We start from the raw sequence: 24,803 nt of genomic DNA, 5'->3' as shown, positions 1-24,803 counted from the left end.
AGGTCATCATCCTTTTGAGGGGTGATGACCTTTTTTGTGTGTAGTCCTTAATGTGGTTAAGCATGTGAATCATTTCATGTTTTCAGTTGTCTGTCCGTGCATCTCAATCGAGGATTGGGTGTTCACTTTGCAGAGAACCATCTTCAATGGCTTGTCAGCAGGGGATTTCTTTTTCCAGTTCTGGACATACGCACTATACCGATTTGTCCTACCCCAATAAGATATAGAGATTCTATATAAGGAGGGGTTTGGGTTTTGGCGTTTCCGAGTAATGATCAATTTACACCGATTGAAGTTGGTGGTGTCCCGCTATTCGATGTAGTGGGGGATGAAAATCCGCCTTCAACGGATATCGTCGGGAATTCAACGTTTCCCGCAGGTTTTTTTGCCTATGATGGAACGAATGTTTATTTCAGGATTCGATTGGACGGTGACCCGCGTAATACGCAGCTGACGGGTTTTCGGAATTTTTCATGGGGTGTGCTCATCAATACGACTGGTGTGGCGGGGACCTATAACTGGTTGTTCAATGTGGATGGTCTGAATAATCGTGTGGGCTTGGTCCGGAACACGGTGGTGCAGGTCAATTCATGGACCGATCAGGCCGAAGGGACGAATGGGAACGGTGCACCGAATGTTTCCAGGCCGATCACGAATTTCGACTTTGCGCGTGTGTCCCCGGCTAATTCTTCTCTTGGTGGAACCCAGGATTTCTTTCTGGATTGGTTCCTGCCAGCAAGCGTTTTTTTCTCCACACTGGGTATTACTGACATGTCAGAGCTCAGGATCGTGTCGTTTACGTCGGCAAATTCGAACAACTATAACAAAGACTCACTCCGTACGAGCGAAGGATTTTCGTTTACCAATGCATTCAGTAATCCCGTCACAGCCGATGATGCGGATGTACGGGCGAGGCTGAGGACAACCAAACAGCTGACGAGTGGGCCGACTTCTGTTGTATTGGGACAACAAGCGACTTGGACCGGAACCATCAGGGTCCAAAATACGGGGGACTCGAACGCGACGACAATCTTCCTTCAGGATACGATCGGTCCGGATGTAGTGACCTCTTTTGTCGTAAACAGTGTGACGCAAGGACTGATCAGCTATAATCCTGCGACTAAATTACTCACGTGGAATGTAGGGAATCTCGGCGAAGAAGCTACGGCTACCCTGACATTCACGTTAATCGGCAGCTACACTACAAGTGGGACTCGATTATTGGACCGGGTAGTGGCTACAGGAGTGGATAGTTACTCTGGTGGAACGTTGACATCCAATACGACCGTCGTCAATGTGAATGTGCTTGCTGCAGCCACCATAAACGGAACCATTACAGACCAAACCACGGGTCTTGTTCTGCCGAATACGACGGTGACGCTCTTACAGGGTGTGACTGTGATTGCCACCACGTCAAGTAACGCGGCAGGGTTCTATTCCTTTACCAATGTCGTACCTGGCAATTACACCGTTCAAGCTTCAAGGACCAATTATACGACCGCTTCGGTCAATACGTCTGTCTCGAGCGGCAGTTCACAAACGGTCAATATTGCTCTCCAACCGCTTACTAGCAATATCACGGGTAATGTATCGAGTGGTGGCCCAATCAATAATGCGACCATCGTATTGACGAACACTTCCGGGACCGTTGTAGCTACGACAACGACCAATGCGGCGGGGAACTATAGTTTCACTGGCATCACTCCAGGCTCTTATAATCTCTCAGTCAACGCAGCAGGCTTTCAATCCCAGACTGCAGGGGTTACGACCGTTGCCAATCAGACGGCTATTGTCAACTTTGTCTTGGTGGCCAATCCCGGTGCGATTTCCGGGACGGTGAGGGATAGCGTGACGAATGCACCGATCCAAGGGTCTACCGTGGAGTTGCTTACTCCAACTGGTATTCTCCTTTCAACGACGGTTTCTGACGTCACCGGCCAGTACACGTTTGGAAATTTAGCACCCGGCAGTTATCAAGTAAGGGCCGTGGCGCTTGGCTATTCGACCTCGACAGTTTCCGCCCAAGTTGTTTCAGGAGCTACCACGACAGCCAATCTATTCCTTCAACAGAACCCGGGCACCGTATCCGGTCAAGTGAGGGATGCTGCGACACAGCTCCCGATTCAAGGGGCCACTGTCCAGGCAATCGATAGTCAGGGGTTTGTAATTGATGCGTTCACCACGAATGCGAGTGGGCAGTACACATTCGCAAATCTTCTCCCTGGATCTTATACGTTTGTATTTACTGCCACCGGATATGGCAGTCAGACAAAGGGTGCGACTGTTATCAGTAATACGACCACGATCCTCGATGCGGAGCTTGCTCAGATTGCAGGGACTCTTACTGGTACCATCACGGATCCGGGAAGTGCGCCGATTCCAAATGCGACTGTGACCATCTTCCAAAATAACGTACAGATTGCCAGTGTCTTGACCGATGCTGCTGGGAATTACACGATTCCTGGGCTATCTCCAGGATCTTATACCGTTTCAATCGGGGCGTTGAACTATTCAACGTTGACACTGGGTACGTCGATTGCATCTGGGCAGACGACGGTCCTCAATGCTACGCTGACGCCGAATCCTGGGACACTTACGGGATTGGTGACAGACACGGGCTCGACACCGCTATCGGGTGTGAATATCACGGTCACGACCAGTTCCGGTACAGGAACCATCGTAGCGACGACAGTAACGGGCAATGATGGTACCTATACGGTTCCTGGACTTGCTCCGGGGAACTATATCGTGGTGGCGAGCGGGACGAACTTCCAACAGGGCTCCGAGGGGGCAACGATCACATCCGGTGGCACAACCGTTGTGAACTTCATCCTTGCGGCTAATCCAGGTTCGTTGGCGGGGACCATCACGAATGCTCAAACGGGAACGCCGATTGCCGGGGCCAACGTACAGGTTAGGATCCTGGATGCCGGTGGATCCATCATTGCCACCGTCTCTTCCGATACAAATGGTCAGTATGCGGTAGGGAATCTGGCACCTGGGTTCTATACCGTGGTCGCCTCAGCGCCCAATTTCCAGACGAATAGTGCCACGGTCCAAGTATTCTCCAATCAAACGGCCACCGGGGATGTGGCGCTTGTGCCCAATCCAGGTAGCCTGTTCGGAACGGTCACAAGCAGTATAGGTTCCACACCGATTCCAGGTGCAACGGTGTCCGTCATTAACAGTAGCGGTATATTGATTACTTCCGTATTGACTGATCAAGCAGGGAATTTTACCGTTTCGGGACTTGCGCCTGATACCTATACCGTTACAGTCAGCGCTCAGGATTTCCAAGGTGGCTCGGTGGGTGCTGTCGTAGTATCCGGGCAGACCACGCCAATTGCAGTACAGCTCCAGCCATTCCCTGGCCAGATTATCGGAACCGTCACACCGGAAGTATCAAATACTGTTGTCGAACTGCGTGATGTCAATAATGTGTTCATTGATTCATTCATTACGAATCCGGATGGGACGTTCTCCTTCAATAATCTTGCCCCAGGTGTCTACACCGTAACGGCCAGTGCACCGAACTATACCTCAGCACAAGGCGGGGCGACGGTGACCAGTGGAGGGACAGCGGTCGTAAACCTGACGATTGTTCCGAATCCGGCATCGGTTTCGGGCAGGATCACCACGACCGGAGGCGCACCTCTTGCAACCTCAGCCGTTCAAGTGTTGAACACCAACGGGATCTTGGTTGCGACAGGGTCTTCCGACGCCAACGGCTTTTACACAGTCGGGGGACTTCCGGCAGGTTCGTACACGGTGGTGGCGACCGCTCTGAACTACGGGCAGCAGGTGAGGGGGGTTACCCTTACCATCGGGCAAGATCTGATGAATGTCGATTTCTTCTTGTCGCCGGATACAGGGAATCTGACAGGTCATGTATCGGATCTGGCGACAGGTGCGCCTTTATCAGGTGCTTCTGTAGTCGTGCTCGATGCGACGACTCAACTGCCTATTGCAACGACCACCACTTCTCTATTCGGGAACTATGTACTGAATGGTTTGGCTCCTGGAACCTATATCGTGAGGGCATCCCTTGCCAATTACTCTACTTCAGAGGTCGGAGCAATCGTACTCAGCAACCAGAATAGTACCGCTAACATCGCACTACAGGCGAATCCAGGCAGTATTTCGGGCAATGTGGTAGATATCAATGGCAATCCGATTACAGGGAATAACATTCAGGTCACCGTTACGAACGAGAATAATGTTGTGGTCTCGACGTTTTTTGCCAATCCGGACGGTACGTATCAGGTTCCACAGCTGGCACCAGGAACCTATTTCGTTACAGCTGGAGCTCCCGGATTTGCCTCTTCTACCGTATCCGCGATTGTCAACGCAGGTCAGACGGTACCGGTCACCAATGTTCTTACGCCAAATCCTGTCACCGTTACGGCCACGGTCTTGATCCTTGGCACCTCAACCCCTATTGCGGGTTCTCAAGTCCAAATCAAAACGGCAAACAATATCGTTATCGCAAATGGCACGACAGATGCCGCAGGCAATGTCACATTCACTGAACTCCCGGCAGGGACCCTGATTGTATCTGCAGATGCGCCGGGATTCGGAACCGATTCCAAATCTGTATTCGCCAATCCGGGTGAATCCCTGACGGTTGTGCTTTTCTTGCCGGATGATCCGGGTCAGGTCGTCGGGATTGTGACCAACCTTGCAACAGGTGCCCCGATACCCAATGCGACCATCACGTTGACGGATTTGACAGGAGTGGTCGTCTCCACTGCAGTCACAGATACAGCGGGCCGATATGCGTTTACAGGGGTCACACCGGGACCTTATCGCGTCACAGCCAATGCAACCAATTTCGGTCCGGAAATATCAGGCGTAACCGTTGCGCCGAACGTGATCAGTAACGTCAGCTTCGCTCTTCAACCGAATCCGGGGGTCATCCAAGGAACCGTTCGGGATGCTGTAACGAACCTTCCGATCCCGAATGCGTCCATCACCATCAGGCAATTCTCCGGAGATGGCCCGATCATTACAACGACGTTGACCGACGCGAATGGGTTCTTCCAGACAACCCAACTTTCACCTAGATCCTATGTGGTGGTGGCCAGCAAAGAAGGATATAGTACAGCCACTGTTTCGGCAGAGGTCGTGAGCAATAGTGTCACATCGGTAGAGCTGTTCCTGTCACCGAATCCCGGTGCCGTGCAAGGGACCGTCCGCGATGCTGCCACATCTCAACCTATACCTGATACCCTTGTTCGGGTCGTGAATAACCAGGGTACCATCATTGCCTTCATCCACACGGATTCGAATGGTTTCTATTATCTTGGTGGCCTGGCGCCTGGAGATTACACGGTCGTCGCAGTCAATCCACTATACCAAACCGGCTTTGCCGAAACGATGATCCTGCCGAATGTCACCAACACCGTGAATTTCTCTTTGCAATCGAATCCTGCAACCTTGAGTGGCCTAGTATTTGACGCGGTCGATCAATCACCTCTTCCTGGAACGGTCATTGAAGTCAGGCTTGCTGGCACAAATATTCTGGTCCGTCGTGTAACATCAGATGAAAATGGGCGATATATCATTTCCGGTCTCCCTGCGGGGACATTCGATGTGATTGCGGAATTGCAGAACTACTCCCTCTCAACCAATACGGTGTTCTTATCTGCGGGTGAATCTGAGATCTTGAATATTCCGATGAGACCGTTCCCTGCAACCGTGACAGGGACCGTTTACGATGCCGCTACCCAGTTGCCGATTGCAGGCGCCCTTGTCCGGTTGTTGATCCAGAATACGGACATCGAGGTGACCAGCACCCTGACATCCAGTGATGGAACCTACTCCCTTGGGAATATAGCCCCTGGGCAGTACAATCTTATCTTCTCGGCTGATGGATACGGGAACGTTGTGAGGCAGATCACATTAGAGCCCAATGAAGTAGAGGTGGTGGACGCGTTCCTGGATCCGAATCCAGCTACACTCACCGGTAGGGTATTCGATCAAGGAACTGGGATCTCCATCCAGGGTGCTCTTGTAAGAGTGTTTAACCAAGACGGGATCTTCATTACGAGTACGTTGACAGATGCAAACGGGATGTATGAACTGCCGGGTATCGCAGCTGGTTTATACTCCGTGATTTACAGTGCAACCGGATATGGAGCAGAAGCTAGAACGGTCGCCCTTCCTGCAGGGGCCACTGTGACCGTGAATGTAGGGCTGATTGCAGAGTCCGCTTCGATCCAAGGGACCGTGCGGGATGCAGTGACGGGACTTCCGATCCCTGCCGCCCTTGTCCAGGTCTTCACGATCGGTACAACAATCCCGATTGCATCGGTGCAGACGGATCAGCAGGGTCGTTACGTCATCAGCGGTCTCCTGCCTGAAGAATACCGAGTGGTATACAGTGCTCCGACCTACCAGTCGGAAACGTTCATCCTGTTCTTTAACCCTGGTGAGACGAAAACGGTCGATGCCGAGCTCACAAAGCTGCCTTCCAGAATCATTGGAGTGGTGACTGATATCGTGACCGGACTCCCGATTCCAAACGCGACCGTGATCCTTCTTCTGGAAGGGACGGAAATTATCGTAGCATCCACCAACACCGATCAGGATGGGAATTATTCATTGAACGGTTTGTCGCCGGGCAATTATAATCTCCGGTTCGAAGCGACAGGCTATCTCACAGAAACGCTCTCCATCCAGTTGGGAGTGGCGGAGACGTTAACGGTGGATGAGTCATTGAGGCTCCTTTTCGGAACCGTCATCGGTACAGTCAGGGAGGCTTTGACAGGAGAGCCGATCAGAAACGCCCTGGTCCTTGCTTTCTCAGTGAACGGACTGCCTCTTGGTGCGGCAATAGCAGACATCAACGGAAACTATTCCATCGATGGATTACCTTCAGGTCCGATCGTCCTCGTCGTCAGGGCCACAGGCTTCCAGACCCAGATGAGGGAGGTCACGATCATCGGAGGAGAAACCATCCAGGAAAACTTCAATCTCCTCGGAGATCCGGCCGTCATCACCGGTTTCATCACGGATGTGCGAACAGGAGAGCCGGTTCCTCAAGCCCTTGTTCAGGTGTATCCATTCGGCTCCGACGTACCGATCCGCTCGACGCTGTCGACTCAAAATGGCTTCTATATCCTCTTCGGCCTCCCGCCTGGACGCTATGTGATCCGGGTCAGGGCGTTCGGCTATCCGGAGAAATTCGTAGAGGTCACACTTCTTGAAGGGCAGGTCCTGAGGCTCGATATCCAGCTTGGTAACGTGAACCCACCACCGCCGAACGATCTGCGTCCGGAATGCATCAAAGCCGACAAACTGTACGACTGGGTATTCGCTCCGTTCAGGGAGTCCCAGAAGGTCATGATCCCGCCTGACTGCAGGGGAATCGTGGAAGACGCCCTCGCCCTCGGCGAAGACGTGACGATTTCCTGCAGCACCGGAGCCGCAAGCTGCCGCGTAATCGGGTACGAGAACGGAAGGCCTGGCGTTGTGAACGTCAGGATCGAGATCCCAGTCACGCTCACCCTTGAGGTGGAGGAGGGTGGCTCATGCGTCATCGAGTATCGCGCCTATCTCGACCGTTCCCTCGCCGTCTGCATTCCGGATGGCCTCAACGCCGGGAACATCGATTGCTCGCTCCTTGAAGTGAAATGTATGGTAGATGGTGGAGTCCTTACCGATCAGTTCTTCGAAATCGAACTCCTCGCCTGCCTACAGGTCGAAGTCCATGCCAACGTCACCCTCGAAGTCCTCGCTGAATTCTGCTTCCCACGTGGAAACCCTGAATTCGTCGACCAGGACGCCAACTCCAGCTGTGACTTTCCGGAATGGCCTTTCAACTGCTAACACATGACCGATCCCATCTGGGGTCGGTTTTTATTTACTAATAAGTCTTGCGTGTAGGACTCAGTGTGAATAGTGAAAACGGTATGGGATGAAATATCCATTTCCCAGTAAAGATTTTCCTTAAATAGCCGATAAGAAGAGTGTTGGAGATATCTACTACCTGGAGGTTTTAGCATGAATAGACAGTCATTAGGAAAACAATTCATCGGAGGCGAGTGGAGAGACGGGAACAGCACCGGTGAAATGGTGAACATCAACCCGTACAACGGTGAATCCATCGTTACATATAAGCTTGCAAACACAGAAGATATAGATGCAGCCTACCAAGCAGCCGCAGAGGCGAAGCTCCAGTGGGATAAAGTAAACCCGTTCAAGAAGCGCGACATCCTAGAAAATGCTGTGAAATATATTGAAGAGAATGAAGAAGAAATCATCTCGATCATCATCGATGAGCTCGGTGGGACACGATTGAAGGCCGTATTCGAGATCGGTCTTGTGAAAAACATGATCAAAGAAGCAGCCACCTTCCCGATCCGCATGGAAGGCAAGATCCTGCCATCTACGATCGATGACGTGGAAAACAGACTGTACCGCATCCCGGCTGGGGTCGTGGGCGTCATCAGTCCATTCAACTTCCCGTTCTTCCTATCTGTTAAATCCGTGGCACCTGCACTCGGAGCCGGAAATGGCGTCGTCCTGAAGCCACATGAAGATTCCCCGATCACAGGCGGGACCCTCATAGGGAAAATCTTTGAAGAAGCAGGGGTGCCGAAAGGTCTTCTGAACGTTGTCGTTGCAGATATTAAGGAAATCGGGGACGCGTTCGTGGAGCATCCGATCCCGCGCATCATCTCGTTCACCGGTTCAACGGGCGTCGGAAGCTACATCGGTCAAGTGGCCGTGAAGAATTTCAAGAAGCCTCTTCTTGAGCTCGGTGGAAACAGTGCCTTCATCGTACTCGAAGACGCAGATCTTGAATACGCCGTCAATGCAGCGGCCTTCAGCCGTTTCACCCACCAGGGGCAGATCTGTATGTGTGCGAACCGCGTGCTCGTCCAGCGCTCGGTCTATGATGAGTTCGTGACGAAATTCACGGCCAAGGTGTCGACATTGAAAACGGGTGACCCGAAAGATCCGGACACCATCATCGGGCCTGTCATCAACGATCGCCAGGCGAAAAACCTCGCCGCCCTCATTGAAAAAGGAATCGAAGAAGGCGCGAACCCTGTACTCAGAGGAAGTAACAGCGGACGCCTCTTCGAACCGACGGTGCTCGCAGATGTGACGACGGATATGACCGTTGCCCAGGAAGAGCTCTTCGGTCCAGTCGTGTGCATCATCCCGTTCGACACAGAAGAGGAAGCGATCGCCATCGCCAACGAGACCCGCTTCGGGCTTAGCGGCGCCGTGCATACATCGAATCTGGAGCGCGGAGTGGAGTTTGCGAAGAAGGTCCACACCGGGATGATCCACGTGAACGATATCACCATCAACGATGAGCCGATCGTGGCCTTCGGTGGGGAGAAACAATCCGGCATCGGCCGCATGAACGGGGAGTGGAGTCTGGATGAATTCACGACCCTCAAATGGATCTCTGTCAACTACGGTCAGCGTCAACTACCATATTAATAGAAAGAATGTGAATGAAGATGGCAAACAAAAGTGTACTAGAATCATTCGTCCAGGTCGCGCCCTTGTTGAACAGCCTGATCCAGGATGACATCACCGTCGGAATCTATGACACGGAAAAGCTCATCATCAACATCCCCGGGAAGACGTTCGCCTTGAACGTCAAGCCGGGTGATCCCCTCGTTGACGAGGATATCGTCACGAAAGCAATCCGCGCCAACGAAGAACTGACGGCGGTCCTTCCAAAGGATCTGTTCGGATTTCCCCTGATCGCACGTGCCATCCCCCTTCATGATGACGAAGGCAACGTCATCGGAGGCGTCGGGATCGGGACGAGCCTTGAGAAGGCGAGCGCCCTGTTCGAGATGGCCGAAAGCTTCTCCGTCATCGTCGAGCAAACCGCTGCATCTATTGAAGACATCAGCACTTCCGTCACCCAACTGTCAGGCCGTGTGACCGATATGACTGACCAGATGAAAGACGTCAGCTCCAGCGCAGAGGAAATCGGCGAAATCTCCGGAGTCGTCAAAGGCATCTCGGATCAAAGTAACCTCCTTGGGCTGAACGCGGCCATCGAAGCGGCACGTGCAGGCGAAGTCGGAAAAGGCTTCTCCGTCGTGGCCAACGAGATCCGCAAGCTCGCCACGAACTCAAAAGAGAACGTGACCCAGATCAACGACATCACCAAGAACATCCAGGGACTCCTGCTGTCCCTGAACCAATCATTCCAGGAAGTCTACACCCTGACCGACACCCAATCAGGATCCATCCAGGAATTCTCAGCCACCATCCAGGAAATCAGCGCAAAAGCACAAGAACTCGCCCAGCTCGCAGAGAGAACCCTCTACGACGGGAACTGAATGAAGAGAAGTACGGGCAGCCCCCGTGCTTCTTTTTTTGGTGGTGCATGGGGACGGTTCCGGTGCGTCATCTTTTTGGCGTATAGGAACCGTCCCCATGCGCCGTTATTGAGTTGCCCGATCCCTTCCTTTACACTTACTAGTATTGAATGATAGAAGGAGTAAGAAATGAAGATAACTAGAAACCAACTGGAAAACCAGCAAATTTGGATTTATGCCATCGCCCTTCTCATCGGCGGGGCAGTGGGGCTCCTTAGTCCTGGAGCAGGGAGCAGTCTGGATGCGGCGATCTCACCGTTGATTGCGATCCTGATGTACGGGATGTTCACGCAAATCCCGTTCCTGAAGCTTCGTGAAGCCCTGTCGAATCTGAGGTTCATGATGGCATTATTGATTGCGAATTTTATCGCGGTACCTGTCATTGTCTGGGTCCTGATCACACCCTTTCCTTTGGCGCCGCCCGTCCTGCTGGGCGTATGCCTCGTTCTCCTCACGCCGTGCATCGATTACGTGATCGTGTTCACCCAGCTCGGGAAAGGGAATGAAAAGCTCATGCTTGCGTCCACACCGGTGCTGTTCGTCGTGCAGATGCTCCTGCTACCGGTATACCTATGGCTGTTCATAGGCGGAAACATGGCGGGAATCGTGCGCGTCGGTCCCTTCCTTGAAGCCTTCCTCTTCCTGATCGTGGTGCCGCTCATCATGGCGCTCCTCACTCAAATTTGGGCTGGCAGGAAGACGGCCGGAGCCCGGTTCCTCGACTGGACCGCGTGGCTTCCCGTCCCGTTCATGGCCTTTGTGCTCATCGTCGTTGTCGCCTCGCAGATCGGCAAGGTGTACAGTGACCTCGATGCAATCGTCCGCGTCATCCCGATATACGTGCTGTTCCTGGTCATCAGCCCGATCATCTCCCGTGCCATTGCGGCCATGTTCAAGCTCGACACGGGGGAAGGCCGTGCCCTCATCTTCAGCGCCGGCACGCGGAACTCCCTGGTCGTGCTGCCCCTCGCACTTGCCCTGCCGGGGGACTGGGCACGGCTCGCCGCAGCCGTCATCGTCACCCAGACGATCGTCGAGCTCGTGGGGGAGCTGGTGTATATCAAGGTCGTACCGAGGTTGATGAAATAATGGAGGGACCCCGAGGCGTACTAGAGAGACCTAACAAAATGAGACTGAATAAAACACCTTCAAGTAGTAAGTAATTCATTTACATTTGGAGATGTTTTATCCTGAGGAAGTTAAGAAAGAAGTTGTCCGTTTAAAATTAGAAGGAAATTATCCAAATCAAGAGCTCACGGACATGTTTGGAATCAAGAATCGATTTCAGATTAAGACTTAGGTGAGATGGTTCTAAAATGGAGAGTTTCATCGGTTTGCTCAACCTCTTGGGAAACAATATTCTTATGGGAAAGTTTCAGATGAGGATAGTGAACTAGCTCAGTTACGAAAGAAAGTCGCTTATTATGAAATGCGTGAGGAATTGGTGGTAAAGTACAGGGAAATCGATAGGAAGTGGTCCCAGAAGTATTCGTTCAAATCGTAGAGATGTTAAAACATAAATAATCCGTTATGACTCTTTGTGAATGCTTGGAGTGGATGAGGCTACTTATTATCGTTGTTGTAGAAAGTCATGGGGACCGTCGGAGTTAGAGGAGAAAATCATTAATCTATGCGTTGCGTTGAAATTTCGCATTGGGCACCTGATGGTTTGCGGCATTTTGCGTAAAGAGCATAATCTCGAACTCAATAGAAATACGGTACAGCGAATCATGCAGAAATTCAACATCCAGTGCCAGGTTAAAAAGAAAAGACAAAACTATCTAGCTGGTGAAAGTGAAATTGTCGCGAATATCTTAAACAGAGAGTTTACTGCCACGGAACCGAATGGAAAATGGATGACAGATATTAGCTATCTTGCTTATGAGGAGAAAATGATATATTTATCAACAATTAAGGACCTGTATAATAATGAAATTCTTGCTTACACCATAGGAGATAAACAGGATAAAGCGTTGGTGTTAGAAGCGTTGGTGTTAGATACGTAGAAAGGAGCGTGTGAGGGTCAAAATGTATCTGGATGCGTCCTTCATAGTGATCAAGGATTTCAATATACCTCCAATGATTTTTAGGGATACTGTAAAAAAAGGCATTATCACAAGCATGTCTCGACGAGGAAATTGCTTTGATAATGCCGTCATAGAAACCTTCTACTGTTCTCTAAAGTCAGTTCTTTGCGGTTTTTTTATTGATTGGGATACTATTATTGGTTACCCATATAAGAAACAAGCAAAGGTCCGGCGATTAGCCCAATAATGATAAAGATAACTGCGAATATAATGAGCGTGAGGCCTTGAGATCGTGCGCCATAATCTTTACGTAATACATACCCTAAACCTATAGCAATTACCCCAAATAAAAAAGAACTAAAAAAGGCCAAAATGACAGAAACCCAACCCAGTACCAATAGTATACTTTTTCCTGATTTTTCGATGGTGACTCATCCTTTCTAGTATGTTAGTTGATTCATGAGAGTTTATGTATCCCCACATAATATCTATGCTACCTTTATCTAATAATATTATTCTTAATATTGCAACTATACATTGTCCTATCATAAAAATCGAATGCTGACTAAAATTTAATAACGGAAAGCGATAAAGTCGCTCTCCTGTTGTCTAACGTGATTACAAAACCCCTCTTATTCCAAAGAGGGGTTTTGATTCAAATCAAATTAATAAACATTGTAAGAGTCTCTACCCACATATAAGTTTAGCGTCATGTCGGTTGAAGCACCGCCTACAAATATAGAAAAGATTGTTCCATCCATTTGATAGGGCTACTTACTTAGTGCGCGTAGAAAGGGCGCTGCAGAATTCGTCCGGGCGATGGTGTTTAAGGATGGCATAGATTTGTGATTGATGATGGAATTCAATCGGCAGGGTGATCGCTTTCCCATTTATCAACTTGATCTTGGTCCGAAAGTTCCGGATACCCACAGCATCGACCTGATACAGATTAATGGACGTCTTCTTGCCCAGATGTCGATGAATCAGCCTGTGACCTTTCAATTCAAGCGTATGGCGGAAGGGAGGACCGACTTTCATCTCAAAGTAGCTTTCAAGAAATGCATTGTTTGCGAATGCCTTTGAGGGTGTCTTCGAGACGATGATGGAGCATGAGCACAATGGCAAAGGATCCAGCGACAGCCATACAATTCACTCCTTTCAACTGTGTGTGGCGGGTAGCCCCTAAGCAAGTCATACCCGTACGATTCCTCTGTATTTGCCCTTCCTGGTAAAGTCTCGGGCCATTTTCTGACTCGGCCCATTATAGTTAGGCTTACTCCCCGGGGACGGCGCCCCATTGCGGAATGGTTTATCCAAGACGTATTCCGTGCGTCCAATTTGTTACCGGTTCGAATATTGGTTTTATCTGTACCATTATGATTTTCCCACGCCCCGTCCGCATCGATGATAGGGGACAATTGGTCATAAAAGGTGAGTTACCCAATCACGGTGCCGCTTGGATTGCTATGCTCGAACCATTTTTGATACAAATCGTATAAGAACTTATTTGGGATGAGATTCTTCATGTAGCTCATTCCAGAAATCGAGCACCGGGTTATTCTTCTCACGGTACTGATCAGGAAGATAGACGGAGGCTTGCGGTACGATAAATTCATCAAATGAAAGGGACAGGGCTTTGAACAAGGTGTACTCCAGCACCTCTTTACGGGCGATGTAGTCCGAATTGATAAAGCTTTTCTCCCCGTTATTGGTGAATGACTTGATGAGCGGAACTATAATCAAACGACGATAAAACGAACCAGTTTTAACCTTCGTCTTCGGCAGCCCGTTCATCATTTGGATATTATGACCCCTGAACTGCACGCGCGCCGGATCCTTATGCTTCCGGTTGATGATGACGTCATCCCCCCTGATGCTCGCTTTGTAATCCTTCACGGAATTGATATATTTGTCCACGTCGTTCTCATCAGCGATGTTAGCGGCCACACCAAGCAAGTCCTGCTTCTTGAATTCATGATTGAAATTGACCACGGAAAGAGACGAATAGTTTCCCTTCTCGAGCAGATTCTTGATGAGCTGGCCGTCCTGATTCTGAATAAAACCAAATCGATTTGTTCGGCTGCAGGCTTGCGGCGATCACTTGCCATAGAAGCTCATTGACCTCTCGGATTACCGACAGTCCTGCCAGCCAAGACTCAACATCCCAATGCGTACCGTCTGACTCTTTAATGATTGGATTCGTAGCGTTACGAGTGTAATCCACGTTAATTTTGGTCAGAAAGATGTACTGCTCGCTGAAGGGTTAAAGCTCACCTGTTTTCTGGTTGTAAATGCCATTATTCACGGGGAGCAGGTGAGAATCGGTTGTCGCGCTGACTTCTAGGCAGTAAGTATTGATGATTCTGATGGCTTCTTCGATTTTAGGGCGTGACCGCACCTACTCCACCCATCCTATTCCTCCCAAACCCCCAACACCAAAAAAATACAGACGATACCAAAAGAGTGCTAGTGAAAGCGATTACATTCATGATGAAGGACCCATATAATCAAGATGTACCAACACGTTAAAGGGGGATTCAAGTGTGAAGAAGATGTGGAGAATGGCTTCATTTTTAATGGTTCTGGCTTTATTCATGGGGATGCTGGCCGCTTGTGGCAGCAGCAGTAGTTCAGGCGGAAAAAGCAAGTCCGGTGTCGATATCGGGATCGTTCTTCCGACGAAGGATGAGCCGAGATGGGTTCAGGATGAAAAACGTTTCAAAGATGCGCTGAAGGATTCGGATTACAATGTTGAGATCCTGTTCAGCCAGGGTTCATCTGCCAAGGAAAAAGAAAATGTGGAAACATTGCTGAATAAAGGCATCGATGTCTTGATCATCACGCCTCAGGACGGGGACGCTGCAGCAGCGGCTGTCGAGTCTGCGAAGAAAGAAGGCGTAACGGTCATCTCATACGACCGATTGATCACGAACACGGATGCCGTTGATTACTACGTGACATTCGATAGCGTCGCGGTCGGGGAAGCTCAAGGTCAATACTTGATCGACCACGCAACAGGTAAGGATGTACCGCTTTACCTATATGCGGGGGCAGCGTCTGATAACAACGCGTTCCTATTCTTCGAAGGAGCTTGGAAAGCCCTTCAACCGAAAATCGCTGATGGCACATTCAAGATTGCCAACTCAAGTGAAGCAGAAGGCCTGAAGGATACGGCAGAACTCAGCCGTGACCAGATGAGTAAGATCCTCGGTCAGGTGACAACGAACTGGGATCCAAACGAAGCCAAGAACAAGGCTCAAACGCATTTGACAGCAGTCGGAGCGGACATGAAGGGTGACGTAGCCGTCCTTGCACCGAATGATGGTACGGCACGAAGCATCGCGGATGTATTCGGTTCCGATTCAGAAGTGAAGAGCTTTGTAGTCACAGGTCAGGATGCAGAGAAAGCATCGATCCAATATGTGATCGACGGCAAGCAGTCCATGACGGTCTTCAAGGATGTCCGCACACTTGTAACGGATGCCATGGGTATCGCAGTCGACGTGCTTGATGACAAGAAACCTGAAACAACCGGTTCTTATGATAATGGGAAGAAAGAAGTAGAAGCGAAGCAAACGGAAGTCATCGTAGTGGATAAAGAAAATGTGAAAGAAAAGCTGATTGATTCCAAATACTATGAAGCTAGCGAATTCACAGGTTTGGAGTAAGAAGGATGTGGTGGCGGGGCAATCCCGCCACTTTTCCACCTGTCATTGCTTTTGTTAAAGGGGGTTAACGAATTGAAGAAGTATTTGCTGGAGATGAATGATATCTCCAAGGAGTTTACAGGGGTCAAAGCACTGAGCGATGTGAATTTCAAAGTCGAGGAAGGCGAGATCCACTGTCTGATCGGGGAAAACGGGGCTGGGAAGTCCACGCTCATGAAGGTGCTGAGCGGTGTCTATCCATATGGGACCTACACGGGGGACATCGTGTTTGAAGGGGACGTTCAGCAATTTAACAAAATCAGTGACAGTGTGCAGGCAGGCATCGCCATCATCTATCAGGAACTCGCTCTCTTCCCGGATCTCACGGTCTATGAAAATATCTTTGCAGGGAATGAAGTGAAGGTCGGCGGGTTCATCGACTGGAACCGTACGATTGTGGAAGCCCAGAAGCTTCTGAAGAAAGTGAAGCTCGACGTGAATCCCGATACGCTCATCCGCGACCTCAGCGTCGGGAAGCGTCAGCTCGTGGAAATCGCGAAGGCACTCAGTAAGGACGTCAAGCTCCTCATCCTCGATGAGCCGACGGCGGCCCTGAATGAAGACGACAGTGAGAACCTGCTGGAGCTCTTGAAGGATCTGAAGGCTCAAGGCATCACGTGCATCATGATCAGCCACAAGCTGAAAGAGGTCATCCATATCGCCGACAAGGCGACGGTCATCCGGGACGGGCAGACGATCTGCACCCTTGATGCCTCAACGGGCCAGATCACAGAACCCGTGATCATCAAGAACATGGTCGGGCGCGCCATCGAGGATATCTATCCGAAGCGTCCGAACAAGAAGCACGGCGAGAACATCCTCGAGCTTCACAACTGGTCGGCGTATGACCCGCAGCTCGGCCGCCACGTGATCAAGAACGTCAATCTGTCGGTGAAAAAAGGCGAGATCGTCGGGATAGCAGGACTCATGGGCTCCGGGCGCACCGAGCTTGCCATGAGCATTTTCGGCAACGCCAAGCACTACAAGCTGGAAGGGGATCTCATCTGGAACGACACCCTCACCGTCCTGAAGCATACGCGTGATGCCATCAAGGCGGGCATCGCCTACGTGACGGAGGATCGGAAGGATGATGGACTTTTCCTTCTCCAGGATATCAAGAGCAATCTTTCCGCTGCGAACCTCGGGGGCATTTCCTCCAAGGCCGGCGTGATCAATGAAAACGAAGAGATTCGGGTAGGGGAGAAATATCATAAATCCCTTCATATCAAGGCGTCATCCCTTGAACAGCTCGTCGGGAACCTGAGCGGGGGGAACCAGCAGAAGGTATCCATCGGGAAATGGCTGTTCGTCGGACCGAAGCTGCTCATCCTCGATGAGCCGACGCGGGGAATCGACGTCGGAGCGAAGTTCGAGATTTACACGGTGATGAATGAGCTCATCGAACAGGGCCTCAGCATCGTCATGATCTCATCGGAACTCGGGGAGGTCCTCGGCATGAGCGACCGCGTATACGTCATGGCCCAGGGCCAGATCAAAGGCGAACTTCAAGTCGAAGACGCCAATCAGGAAAAAATCATGGAGCTAGCAACGCAATAAGGGGGTAGACAGAGATGAATATTTTTCAAGAAACAAGGATGCTGATCCGGGACAACATCCGTGACTACGGGATGTACATTGCATTAGCCGTTATCATTCTAACATTCACATTCATGACCGACGGGCTGTTCATGACGTCGAGGAACATTAGTAATCTATTGGATTCCGCCGGATACATCGCGGTCCTTGCCGTGGGGATGACCCTCGTCATCGTCATCCGCCACATCGATCTATCGGTCGGGTACGCTGCCGGATTCCTGGGCGCCATCGCGGCGATCCTATTGACCCAGGCGGGCATGTCCCCGTGGTTGACCATTCCCATCATCCTCGTCCTCGGGGCGGTTGTGGGACTCTTCAACGGACTTCTAGTGGCACAAATCGGAATCCCGTCCTTCGTGGCGACCCTTGCCGGCATGCTCATCTTCCGCGGAGCCCTCCTTCAAGTAACGGAGAAGACCGGGACGATCATCATCCAGGATGACAAATTCAATGCCATCGGGAACGGGTTCATCCCGTCCCTCACACAGGTGAACGGCCTTCACCTCCTCTCCTTATTGGTTGGAGTCGTGGGCATCCTCCTGTACATCTACAGCGAATTTTCCACACGACGCAATAAGATCAAGTACGAGTTCGAAGTCATTTCAGCGCCGATCTTCGCCCTGAAGCTCGTATTGATTTCAGCCATCATCGGCTACGTCACATGGATCCTTGCCGGATACAACGGCTTCTCCTGGACGATGGTCATCATGCTCCTCGTTGTGGTGGTGTATCACTTCCTGTCGACGAAAACCGTCCTCGGGCGCCACATCTACGCCGTCGGAAGCAATCCCGAAGCGGCTCACCTGAGCGGGATCAACGTCAAGAAAATCACGTATATCGTGTTCGGTTCCATGGGGATGCTTGCCGCCCTGTCTGGAATCCTCTTCACCTCCAGGCTCCAATCGGCCACCACTACGGCCGGGACCCTGTTCGAGCTTGATGCCATTGCCGCGGCCTACGTCGGCGGCGTATCCAGTGCCGGTGGAGTAGGGAAAGTGACAGGCGCCATCATCGGTGCCATCGTCATGGCCTCCCTCACAAGCGGCATGAACCTTCTCGGAGTAGGAATCTCCTACCAATACATGATCCGCGGAGGCGTACTCGCAGGCGCCGTCATCTTCGACGTGCTCACCCGCAAAAAACGCTGACGCACCAGGACGGCCCCAAAAGGGTCGTCCTTTTGGGCGTTTGGTGAGTGAAGGGGCGTGACATGACACACAAGTATCGTCCCCGCGCACCTGCAAAAAATAGGGAGCGCACGGGGCATTGCCGTGCTATGATAGGCATAGGAGATTTGGCATGTACGGGAGGTGATGGGACGTGAGGAAGATCGGGTTGGTGGTGCTGTGTGTGGGGGTGCTGATGCTGTGTCATCTGACGTTCCTATCAGCGAAGAAAGTATTTTTGGCCGATGAAGGTCCTCTTCGGGAAACGATGCCTGCTGCCAAGGAGCAGCGTCGGCTCGTCCTGATCACCCAGGATACGCAGACGCCGTTCTGGGATCAGGTGGCGACGGGGGCGAAGGAGCAGGCGAAGAAGGAAGGCGTGAGTCTCGAGGTGTGGGGGACATACGGGAAGAATGAAGAAGAATTTTTGAAGAACATCGAGATCGCGATCCAGTCGAAGGTCGACGGCATCCTCATCCAGGGCATGGACACGCCCGAGTTCAAGGAGCTGACGAAGGTGAAAGCCTCCTTCAACGGGATCCCTGTCATCACGGTCGCCAATGACGTCCCCATGAGTGAGAGCCTGCGCCGCACCTACATCGGCTCCGATCCATTCGAAGCGGGCAAGCTCATGGCCGATGCCCTGGTGAAGCAAATGGGCGATGTGGGCAAGGTCGTCCTCATGGTGGATGCCGAGCGCGAATACAATCAGAATGAGAGAATACGAGGCATCCGCTCAGTCCTTGATGACCATCCTTCCATCACGATCGTGGAAGGGGAAACGGGAAGCGCACGGGATCAGATCATCACGGCGACCCGTGAGGTCATGAACCGTGAGCCCGATGTCGATGCGTTCATCTCGGTGAATGCGGGAAATCTCGGGGCCATGATCGAGGAAATAAGTAAGCGCTCTCAAGAAGAAGGGTACCTCATCTACTCCTTCGATGACGGTCCTGAATCCATGACGCTCCTTGCCAAGGGCAAGATCAACGCCGTCGTCGAGCAGGAGCCGGAGCGCATGGGGAAGTGGAGCGTGCAGCTCATGGAGGAGTGGCTGAACGGGGAGACGGTGCCCCTTGACCCCGAAGGCTACATCACCAACGTGAAGATCGTGAAAGGTGACGACCGATGACCTACATACAGAAAAAGATCCTCACCCTCATCACGGTCGTCATGATCATCATGTCAGCAATCTGGCTTGCCCTGACCTACTACAATTACCGCACACACGAACAATACAATGATATCCTCCAGCGCTACCTCGGCATGAATGAGGTATCGCGGAACAGCCAGCAGGTGGTCACGGATCTCAATAACTATATGGTCGAGAGCACCGATGGGAATCTAGCGAAACTGCAGGAGAGCAAAGAAAAGATGAAGGACGGGAAGACCGTCGTGGACGGCCTGCGGAACCGGGACAATGATTTTACCCTATCAAACTATCTGAATCTCATCGACAGTCTTGTTGAGACGACGGACCGCTTCCTTCTTTTCCAGGAAGAGAACGATGCGGAAGCGTCGGCGAGGGAGTTTGCCGAGGCGAATCGGATCTCGGGGTATATTTCCGAAACGACCCTCACTCTCATCGATAAGGAGCTCACGACGTACAATGTGCGCTACCGGGGGATCATGGAGCAGTCCGCCGAAGTGATCAAGCTCGGGATCTGGGTGCTCCTCCTCATCACCTGTCTCTTGCTGATTGCTTCGTACTGGTTCTCACTCGGCATCACGCGCCCTGTCTTCAAGCTGACGAAGGCCGCCAACGAGCTGTCCCGGGGGAATTTCAGCCAGGAGGTGAAGGTGGAGGGGAATGACGAGATCGCCTTCCTCGCCAAAACCTTCGACCGGATGCGGATCAACATCAACAATCTTATCTCGGAGATGAAGCAGAAGGCCGCCTTAGAGAGGGAGCTCCAGGAAAGCAAGCTCCTCCTTCAGGAAAGTCAGTTCAGGAGCCTTCAGAGTCAGATCAATCCCCACTTCCTCTTCAATACGCTGAACACGCTGTCGAAGAAAGCCTATATGGAAGGGTCCGAGGAGACGAGTGACCTCCTCGTGAGCGTGGCGGGCATCCTGCGCTACAACCTGAAGCGCCAGAACCGCTCCGTCACCCTTGGGGATGAGATCGCTGTGCTCCTTCAGTATATGGATATCCAGAAGGCCCGGTTTGCCGACCGCCTTCAGTTCACCACCGACATCGATCCTTCCTGCCTGGACGCGAAGATCCCGGCCCTCACCCTGCAGCCCATCGTGGAGAATGCCGTCATCCATGCCGTCGAACCGCAGGAAGACGGAGGCAGCATCCGCTTCCGGGTGTATGAGGAGGGCGACGGGATCGCGGTTGAAATCAGCGATGACGGAGCGGGCATGCCCCGGGAAAAAATCCGTCAGATCGTCGAGGAAGAAGCGCTGCCGGAAGGGCATTCCACCGGCATCGGATTCAGCAACGTCGTGAAGCGCCTCCGCCTCTTTTACGGCGTCGAGGATGTGATTGCGATTGAAAGCGAAGAAGGAAAGGGAACGACCATCACACTGCGAATCAAACGGGAAGGAGCGGAGAATCATGATCAAATTGCTCATCGTGGATGATGAACCGATGGAAAGGGAAGGGATGCAGCTCATCCTGGAGAAGCATTTCCCCGATCTCGTCATCCAACAGGCGAAAAACGGAAGGGTGGCCGTTGACATGGCGGCCACATTCAGTCCTGATCTTGTCCTCATGGACATCAAGATGCCGGGGATGAACGGGCTTGAAGCCATCGAGGCCATCACGGCGGAACAGCCCCATATCAAGTTCATCATGGTGACGGCCTATGATACCTTTTCCTACATGAAAGCAGCCATCAAGCTCGGGGCGAAGGACTACATCCTGAAGCCGAGCAAGGCGGCGGAGATCGTGGCGACGATCGGGAAGGTCCTCGGTGAAATCGAGGCGGAGCGCAGTAGGCATGTGGCGAGCCTCGATCAGCAGGAGAAGTGGGAGAGGGCACGCATGCTCGTCGAAACCGACGTCGTGACTCAGCTCCTTTTCGACCACGTCCACGATGTGCATGTGGATCTACTCATGGAGATGCTGGACGTTCCGGCAGAAGGGGATCTGTTCGTCATGGTCCTCCTCCTTTCGGAAAGCGGTGATGGCCATTATTCCGAGATCCGTCAGGCGATCCGCCAGCGAGGCTGGACCGGTGCCTTATATGGCCGACAGCTTCCCCTCATCGTCTTCAGGGAGACCGGGACCACCTACCGCTCCCAGGCGACTGCCCTCGCCCGCGAACTCCTTTCCCTCGGGGCGGAACAGGACTGGTTCATCGGCATCGGGAACGTCTGCTCGTCACTGGATGACGTGAGGCGTTCCTACCAGGAAGCGATGCTCGCCACCGTTGATACACAGGGACGGAAACGGTACCGGTTCTTCGAGGAGATCCCCCTGAAGCCCGAAACCCGGGAGCAGGCGATGACCGACCAGAAGGAGCTCATGGAAAACATCCGCCTCGGGCAGTGGGACCGGGTCCATACCCAGGTGACCAACGCCATCACCACCCTGGAGAAAGAAGGGACGCCGATCATCTATTCCCAGCAGCGGATCCTTCAGGTGCTGTGGATGACGTCCCGCGTCCTCAGTGAGAGCGGGATCGACACGCAGGAGCCCCTCTTTTCCGTGCAGCCGACGGACTACCGCACGCTGCGGAAGGAAGCGGAGCGCCTCCTCGATGAGATGAAGGAAGCCTATCGGACTCATTTCAGCCATACGGAAGCCGACACGTTCCAGCAGATCAAGCAGTACATCCAGGATCACTCCCACGAAGATATGTCCCTTGATACCCTGGCCCAGACCGTCCATCTCAGTCCGATCTACATCAGCAAGATGTTCAAGGAGAAGCAGGGGATGAACTACATCGATTTTCTCACGGAATGCCGCATGGACAAGGCGAAGGGGCTCATGAAGAATCCAGAGAAAAGCATCAAGGAAATCAGCTACGAAGTCGGGTATCATGACCCGAACTATTTCAGCAAGGTATTCAAGAAAATGACGAAGCACTCCCCGAAAGAGTACCGGAGGAGCCTGCTCGGACAACATGTATAAAGGGTGATGGGGCATGGGGAAAGCGATGCGTCACCTGGCGTGGCTCCTCCTCTTCGGGATGATCCTCGCCGGATGCGAAGAAAAGGAGCCGGTCGTGCCGGTCCATAAAGAAAAAGAAGAATCGCCAAGTCCCGTTAAGATCGGCTTCTCCATGGATACGCTGGAAGAGGAGCGATGGGTGCGGGACCGGGATCTCTTCAAGCAGGCCGTGGAGGACCAGGGAGCGGAAGTGTTGATCACCGAGGCACGGGGGGATGATGCCCTCCAGGTGCTGCAGGCGGAAACACTCATCGCAGAAGGCGTCGACGTCCTCGTGATCGTCCCGTATAACGCCGAAGCCGCCGCGGCCATCGTCCAGAAAGCCCATAAGGCCGGCATACAGGTCGTCTCCTATGATCGTCTCGTCCGGAACGCCGACATCGACCTGTACGTATCCTTTGATAACGAACGCGTCGGGGAGCTACAGGCAGATGCCATCACCGAACTTGTTCCCAAGGGGAAATATGTGTATATCGGCGGGGCGGAAACGGATTACAACGCCCACCTCTTGAAGAAAGGCGTCTTTGACGTACTGAAGGAGCCCATCGACCGGGGAGAGATCCAGGTGGTGTACGATGAGTGGACCGACAACTGGCTGCCCGAGAACGCCTATGACAATATGAAAAAGGCCCTTGAAGCGAACGGGCAGGACATCGATGCCGTCATCGCCGCCAACGATGCCACCGCGGGCATGGCCGAGAAGGCGCTGGAGGAAGCGGGACTCGCCGGGAAGATCCCCGTCGCCGGGCAGGATGCCGAACTCAACGCCGTCCGCCGCATCGTCCAGGGCACCCAGGCCATGACCGTCTACAAGCCGATCAATATCCTGGCAGAAGAAGCGGCAGCCCTCGCCATCTCCATCGCACGCGGCGAATACATCGACACCGACAAAAAAATCAACAACGGCAAAATCGAAGTCCCATCCGTCCTCCTCCAGCCCACCGCAGTCAACAAAGCCAACCTCGACACCACCATCATCGCCGACCACTTCCACACCCGGGAGGAAGTGTATGAGTGAAGCACGGGGACGGTTCCAGTGCGTCAAAACAGTCAGACGTGTAAATGCTAAGACCAGCGTGTGTAAGAAAGGGACGGTTCCGATCGGCTGATGCCTGAACGGAATCGTCCCTTTATTTCCTTCATTCCAATCATTCCATAGGTGAAATGGATAAAAAGATCCTTTTTTTAGGTGAAGATATCCATGTTATAGTGGGGAATGTTGTAAAATGGCTGGTTGGGATGTTCAATCCCCGATTTGGTACATAAGAGACAGGAGAAGGAGCCACCTATGAAAAAACTATTTTTAGACTGCATGGCCGCGATGGTCCTTGCCTGGTGCAGCGTGGATTATACGTTCTTTACGGCCTTCATCAATGAAGATCTGGTTGAGTTGGGTTCAATGGAGGCGGACGCCAGAAAATAAATGATTGAAGCATCGAAGGGACCGAACAAGGATCTTGATCAAGTGGTGGCTGCTATCGAAAATAATGCCATACTGGGGTATGAAAATATTCTTGATGCTAGACGGCTGGACCTATAAAAGCTATGAAGTCAAAAACTTGGTGAACCTGGCACGGGACGTAGAAGAAAACTACCTTGAATTCCTTCAAGGACGCACTGAAGGCCATCTATGATTCCTTGATGGAAGAATCCGATGACCTGCTCGCAGCCTATAATATAAAGGTTACGACCTTAAACAAACATATCGAAGAACTGGCGCAGGAGTGGGAGGTGGAGTTGAAATGACGAAGGGGGGACGGTTCCTGTGCATCGGACAATCGATGCACAGGAACCGTATTCTATGTTTCATCGTTGAATCACCAGTA

The 24,803-nt window shown here is 52.0% G+C and carries 15 protein-coding genes and 1 pseudogene; 14 read left to right on the top strand and 2 right to left on the bottom strand.

The window, feature by feature from the left end; translation table 11 throughout:
* Positions 1-255: 255 nt before the first annotated feature.
* The 5 genes and pseudogenes from AF331_RS22175 (at position 256) to AF331_RS22895 (ending at position 12,632) form a co-directional block, all read left to right on the top strand.
* A complete protein-coding gene (locus AF331_RS22175) occupies positions 256-7,830 on the top strand; it encodes a carboxypeptidase regulatory-like domain-containing protein (RefSeq protein ID WP_053428351.1) in 7,575 nt (2,524 codons plus the stop codon).
* Between the two features lie 174 nt (positions 7,831-8,004).
* The gene (locus AF331_RS12020) at positions 8,005-9,459 is read left to right on the top strand and encodes an aldehyde dehydrogenase family protein (RefSeq protein ID WP_053428350.1); all 1,455 of its coding nucleotides are present in this window, start codon (positions 8,005-8,007) and stop codon (positions 9,457-9,459) included.
* Positions 9,460-9,479: 20 nt separating this feature from the next.
* Positions 9,480-10,319, top strand: coding sequence for a methyl-accepting chemotaxis protein (locus AF331_RS23095; RefSeq protein ID WP_327205408.1), 840 nt, complete (start codon positions 9,480-9,482; stop codon positions 10,317-10,319).
* A gap of 168 nt (positions 10,320-10,487) precedes the next feature.
* On the top strand, positions 10,488-11,447 hold the full coding sequence (locus AF331_RS12010) for an arsenic resistance protein (RefSeq protein WP_053428348.1): 960 nt from the start codon (positions 10,488-10,490) through the stop codon (positions 11,445-11,447).
* 91 nt (positions 11,448-11,538) lie between these two features.
* Positions 11,539-12,632: pseudogene (locus AF331_RS22895) on the top strand (IS3 family transposase).
* 527 nt (positions 12,633-13,159) lie between these two features.
* On the opposite strand, the gene AF331_RS12000 reads toward AF331_RS22895, so the two are convergent.
* On the bottom strand, positions 13,160-13,510 hold the full coding sequence (locus tag AF331_RS12000) for a hypothetical protein (RefSeq protein WP_160316528.1): 351 nt from the start codon (positions 13,508-13,510) through the stop codon (positions 13,160-13,162).
* 378 nt (positions 13,511-13,888) lie between these two features.
* On the bottom strand, positions 13,889-14,419 hold the full coding sequence (locus AF331_RS11995; protein ID WP_327205418.1) for a DUF5906 domain-containing protein: 531 nt from the start codon (positions 14,417-14,419) through the stop codon (positions 13,889-13,891).
* Positions 14,420-14,937: 518 nt separating this feature from the next.
* Here AF331_RS11995 and AF331_RS11990 point away from each other — a divergent pair.
* From AF331_RS11990 to AF331_RS22415, 9 genes are all read left to right on the top strand, one after another.
* Positions 14,938-16,053: a sugar ABC transporter substrate-binding protein gene (locus AF331_RS11990; protein ID WP_285813550.1), complete on the top strand. Its 1,116-nt coding sequence runs from the start codon at positions 14,938-14,940 to the stop codon at positions 16,051-16,053.
* A gap of 72 nt (positions 16,054-16,125) precedes the next feature.
* Positions 16,126-17,649 (top strand): sugar ABC transporter ATP-binding protein, encoded by a 1,524-nt coding sequence (locus tag AF331_RS11985; protein WP_152915627.1) that lies wholly within the window; start codon positions 16,126-16,128, stop codon positions 17,647-17,649.
* Positions 17,650-17,663: 14 nt separating this feature from the next.
* Positions 17,664-18,836 (top strand): sugar ABC transporter permease, encoded by a 1,173-nt coding sequence (locus tag AF331_RS11980; RefSeq protein WP_053428344.1) that lies wholly within the window; start codon positions 17,664-17,666, stop codon positions 18,834-18,836.
* A gap of 172 nt (positions 18,837-19,008) precedes the next feature.
* Complete coding sequence (locus tag AF331_RS11975) at positions 19,009-19,986, top strand: sugar ABC transporter substrate-binding protein (protein WP_053428343.1); 978 nt, start codon at positions 19,009-19,011, stop codon at positions 19,984-19,986.
* Positions 19,983-21,443, top strand: a complete 1,461-nt coding sequence (locus tag AF331_RS11970) for a sensor histidine kinase (RefSeq protein ID WP_053428342.1) — start codon at positions 19,983-19,985, stop codon at positions 21,441-21,443. Before AF331_RS11975 ends, AF331_RS11970 begins: the two co-directional genes overlap by 4 nt.
* Positions 21,418-22,938 carry a response regulator gene (locus tag AF331_RS11965; RefSeq protein ID WP_053428341.1) on the top strand — a complete coding sequence of 507 codons (1,521 nt, stop codon included), beginning with the start codon at positions 21,418-21,420 and terminating at the stop codon, positions 22,936-22,938. Before AF331_RS11970 ends, AF331_RS11965 begins: the two co-directional genes overlap by 26 nt.
* Positions 22,939-22,951: 13 nt before the next feature.
* Positions 22,952-23,995 carry a sugar ABC transporter substrate-binding protein gene (locus tag AF331_RS11960; protein ID WP_053428340.1) on the top strand — a complete coding sequence of 348 codons (1,044 nt, stop codon included), beginning with the start codon at positions 22,952-22,954 and terminating at the stop codon, positions 23,993-23,995.
* Between the two features lie 270 nt (positions 23,996-24,265).
* Positions 24,266-24,400: a hypothetical protein gene (locus tag AF331_RS23030; protein ID WP_262371265.1), complete on the top strand. Its 135-nt coding sequence runs from the start codon at positions 24,266-24,268 to the stop codon at positions 24,398-24,400.
* A gap of 173 nt (positions 24,401-24,573) precedes the next feature.
* Positions 24,574-24,723, top strand: a complete 150-nt coding sequence (locus AF331_RS22415) for a hypothetical protein (RefSeq protein WP_160316527.1) — start codon at positions 24,574-24,576, stop codon at positions 24,721-24,723.
* Positions 24,724-24,803 lie beyond the last annotated feature (80 nt).

The organism is Rossellomorea marisflavi (genome assembly GCF_001274775.1).
GTDB classification, from domain to species: Bacteria; Bacillota; Bacilli; order Bacillales; family Bacillaceae_B; genus Rossellomorea; species Rossellomorea marisflavi.
The sequence above is the reverse complement of the archived record's forward strand: the minus strand, read 5'-3'. Positions and strand labels throughout refer to the sequence as shown.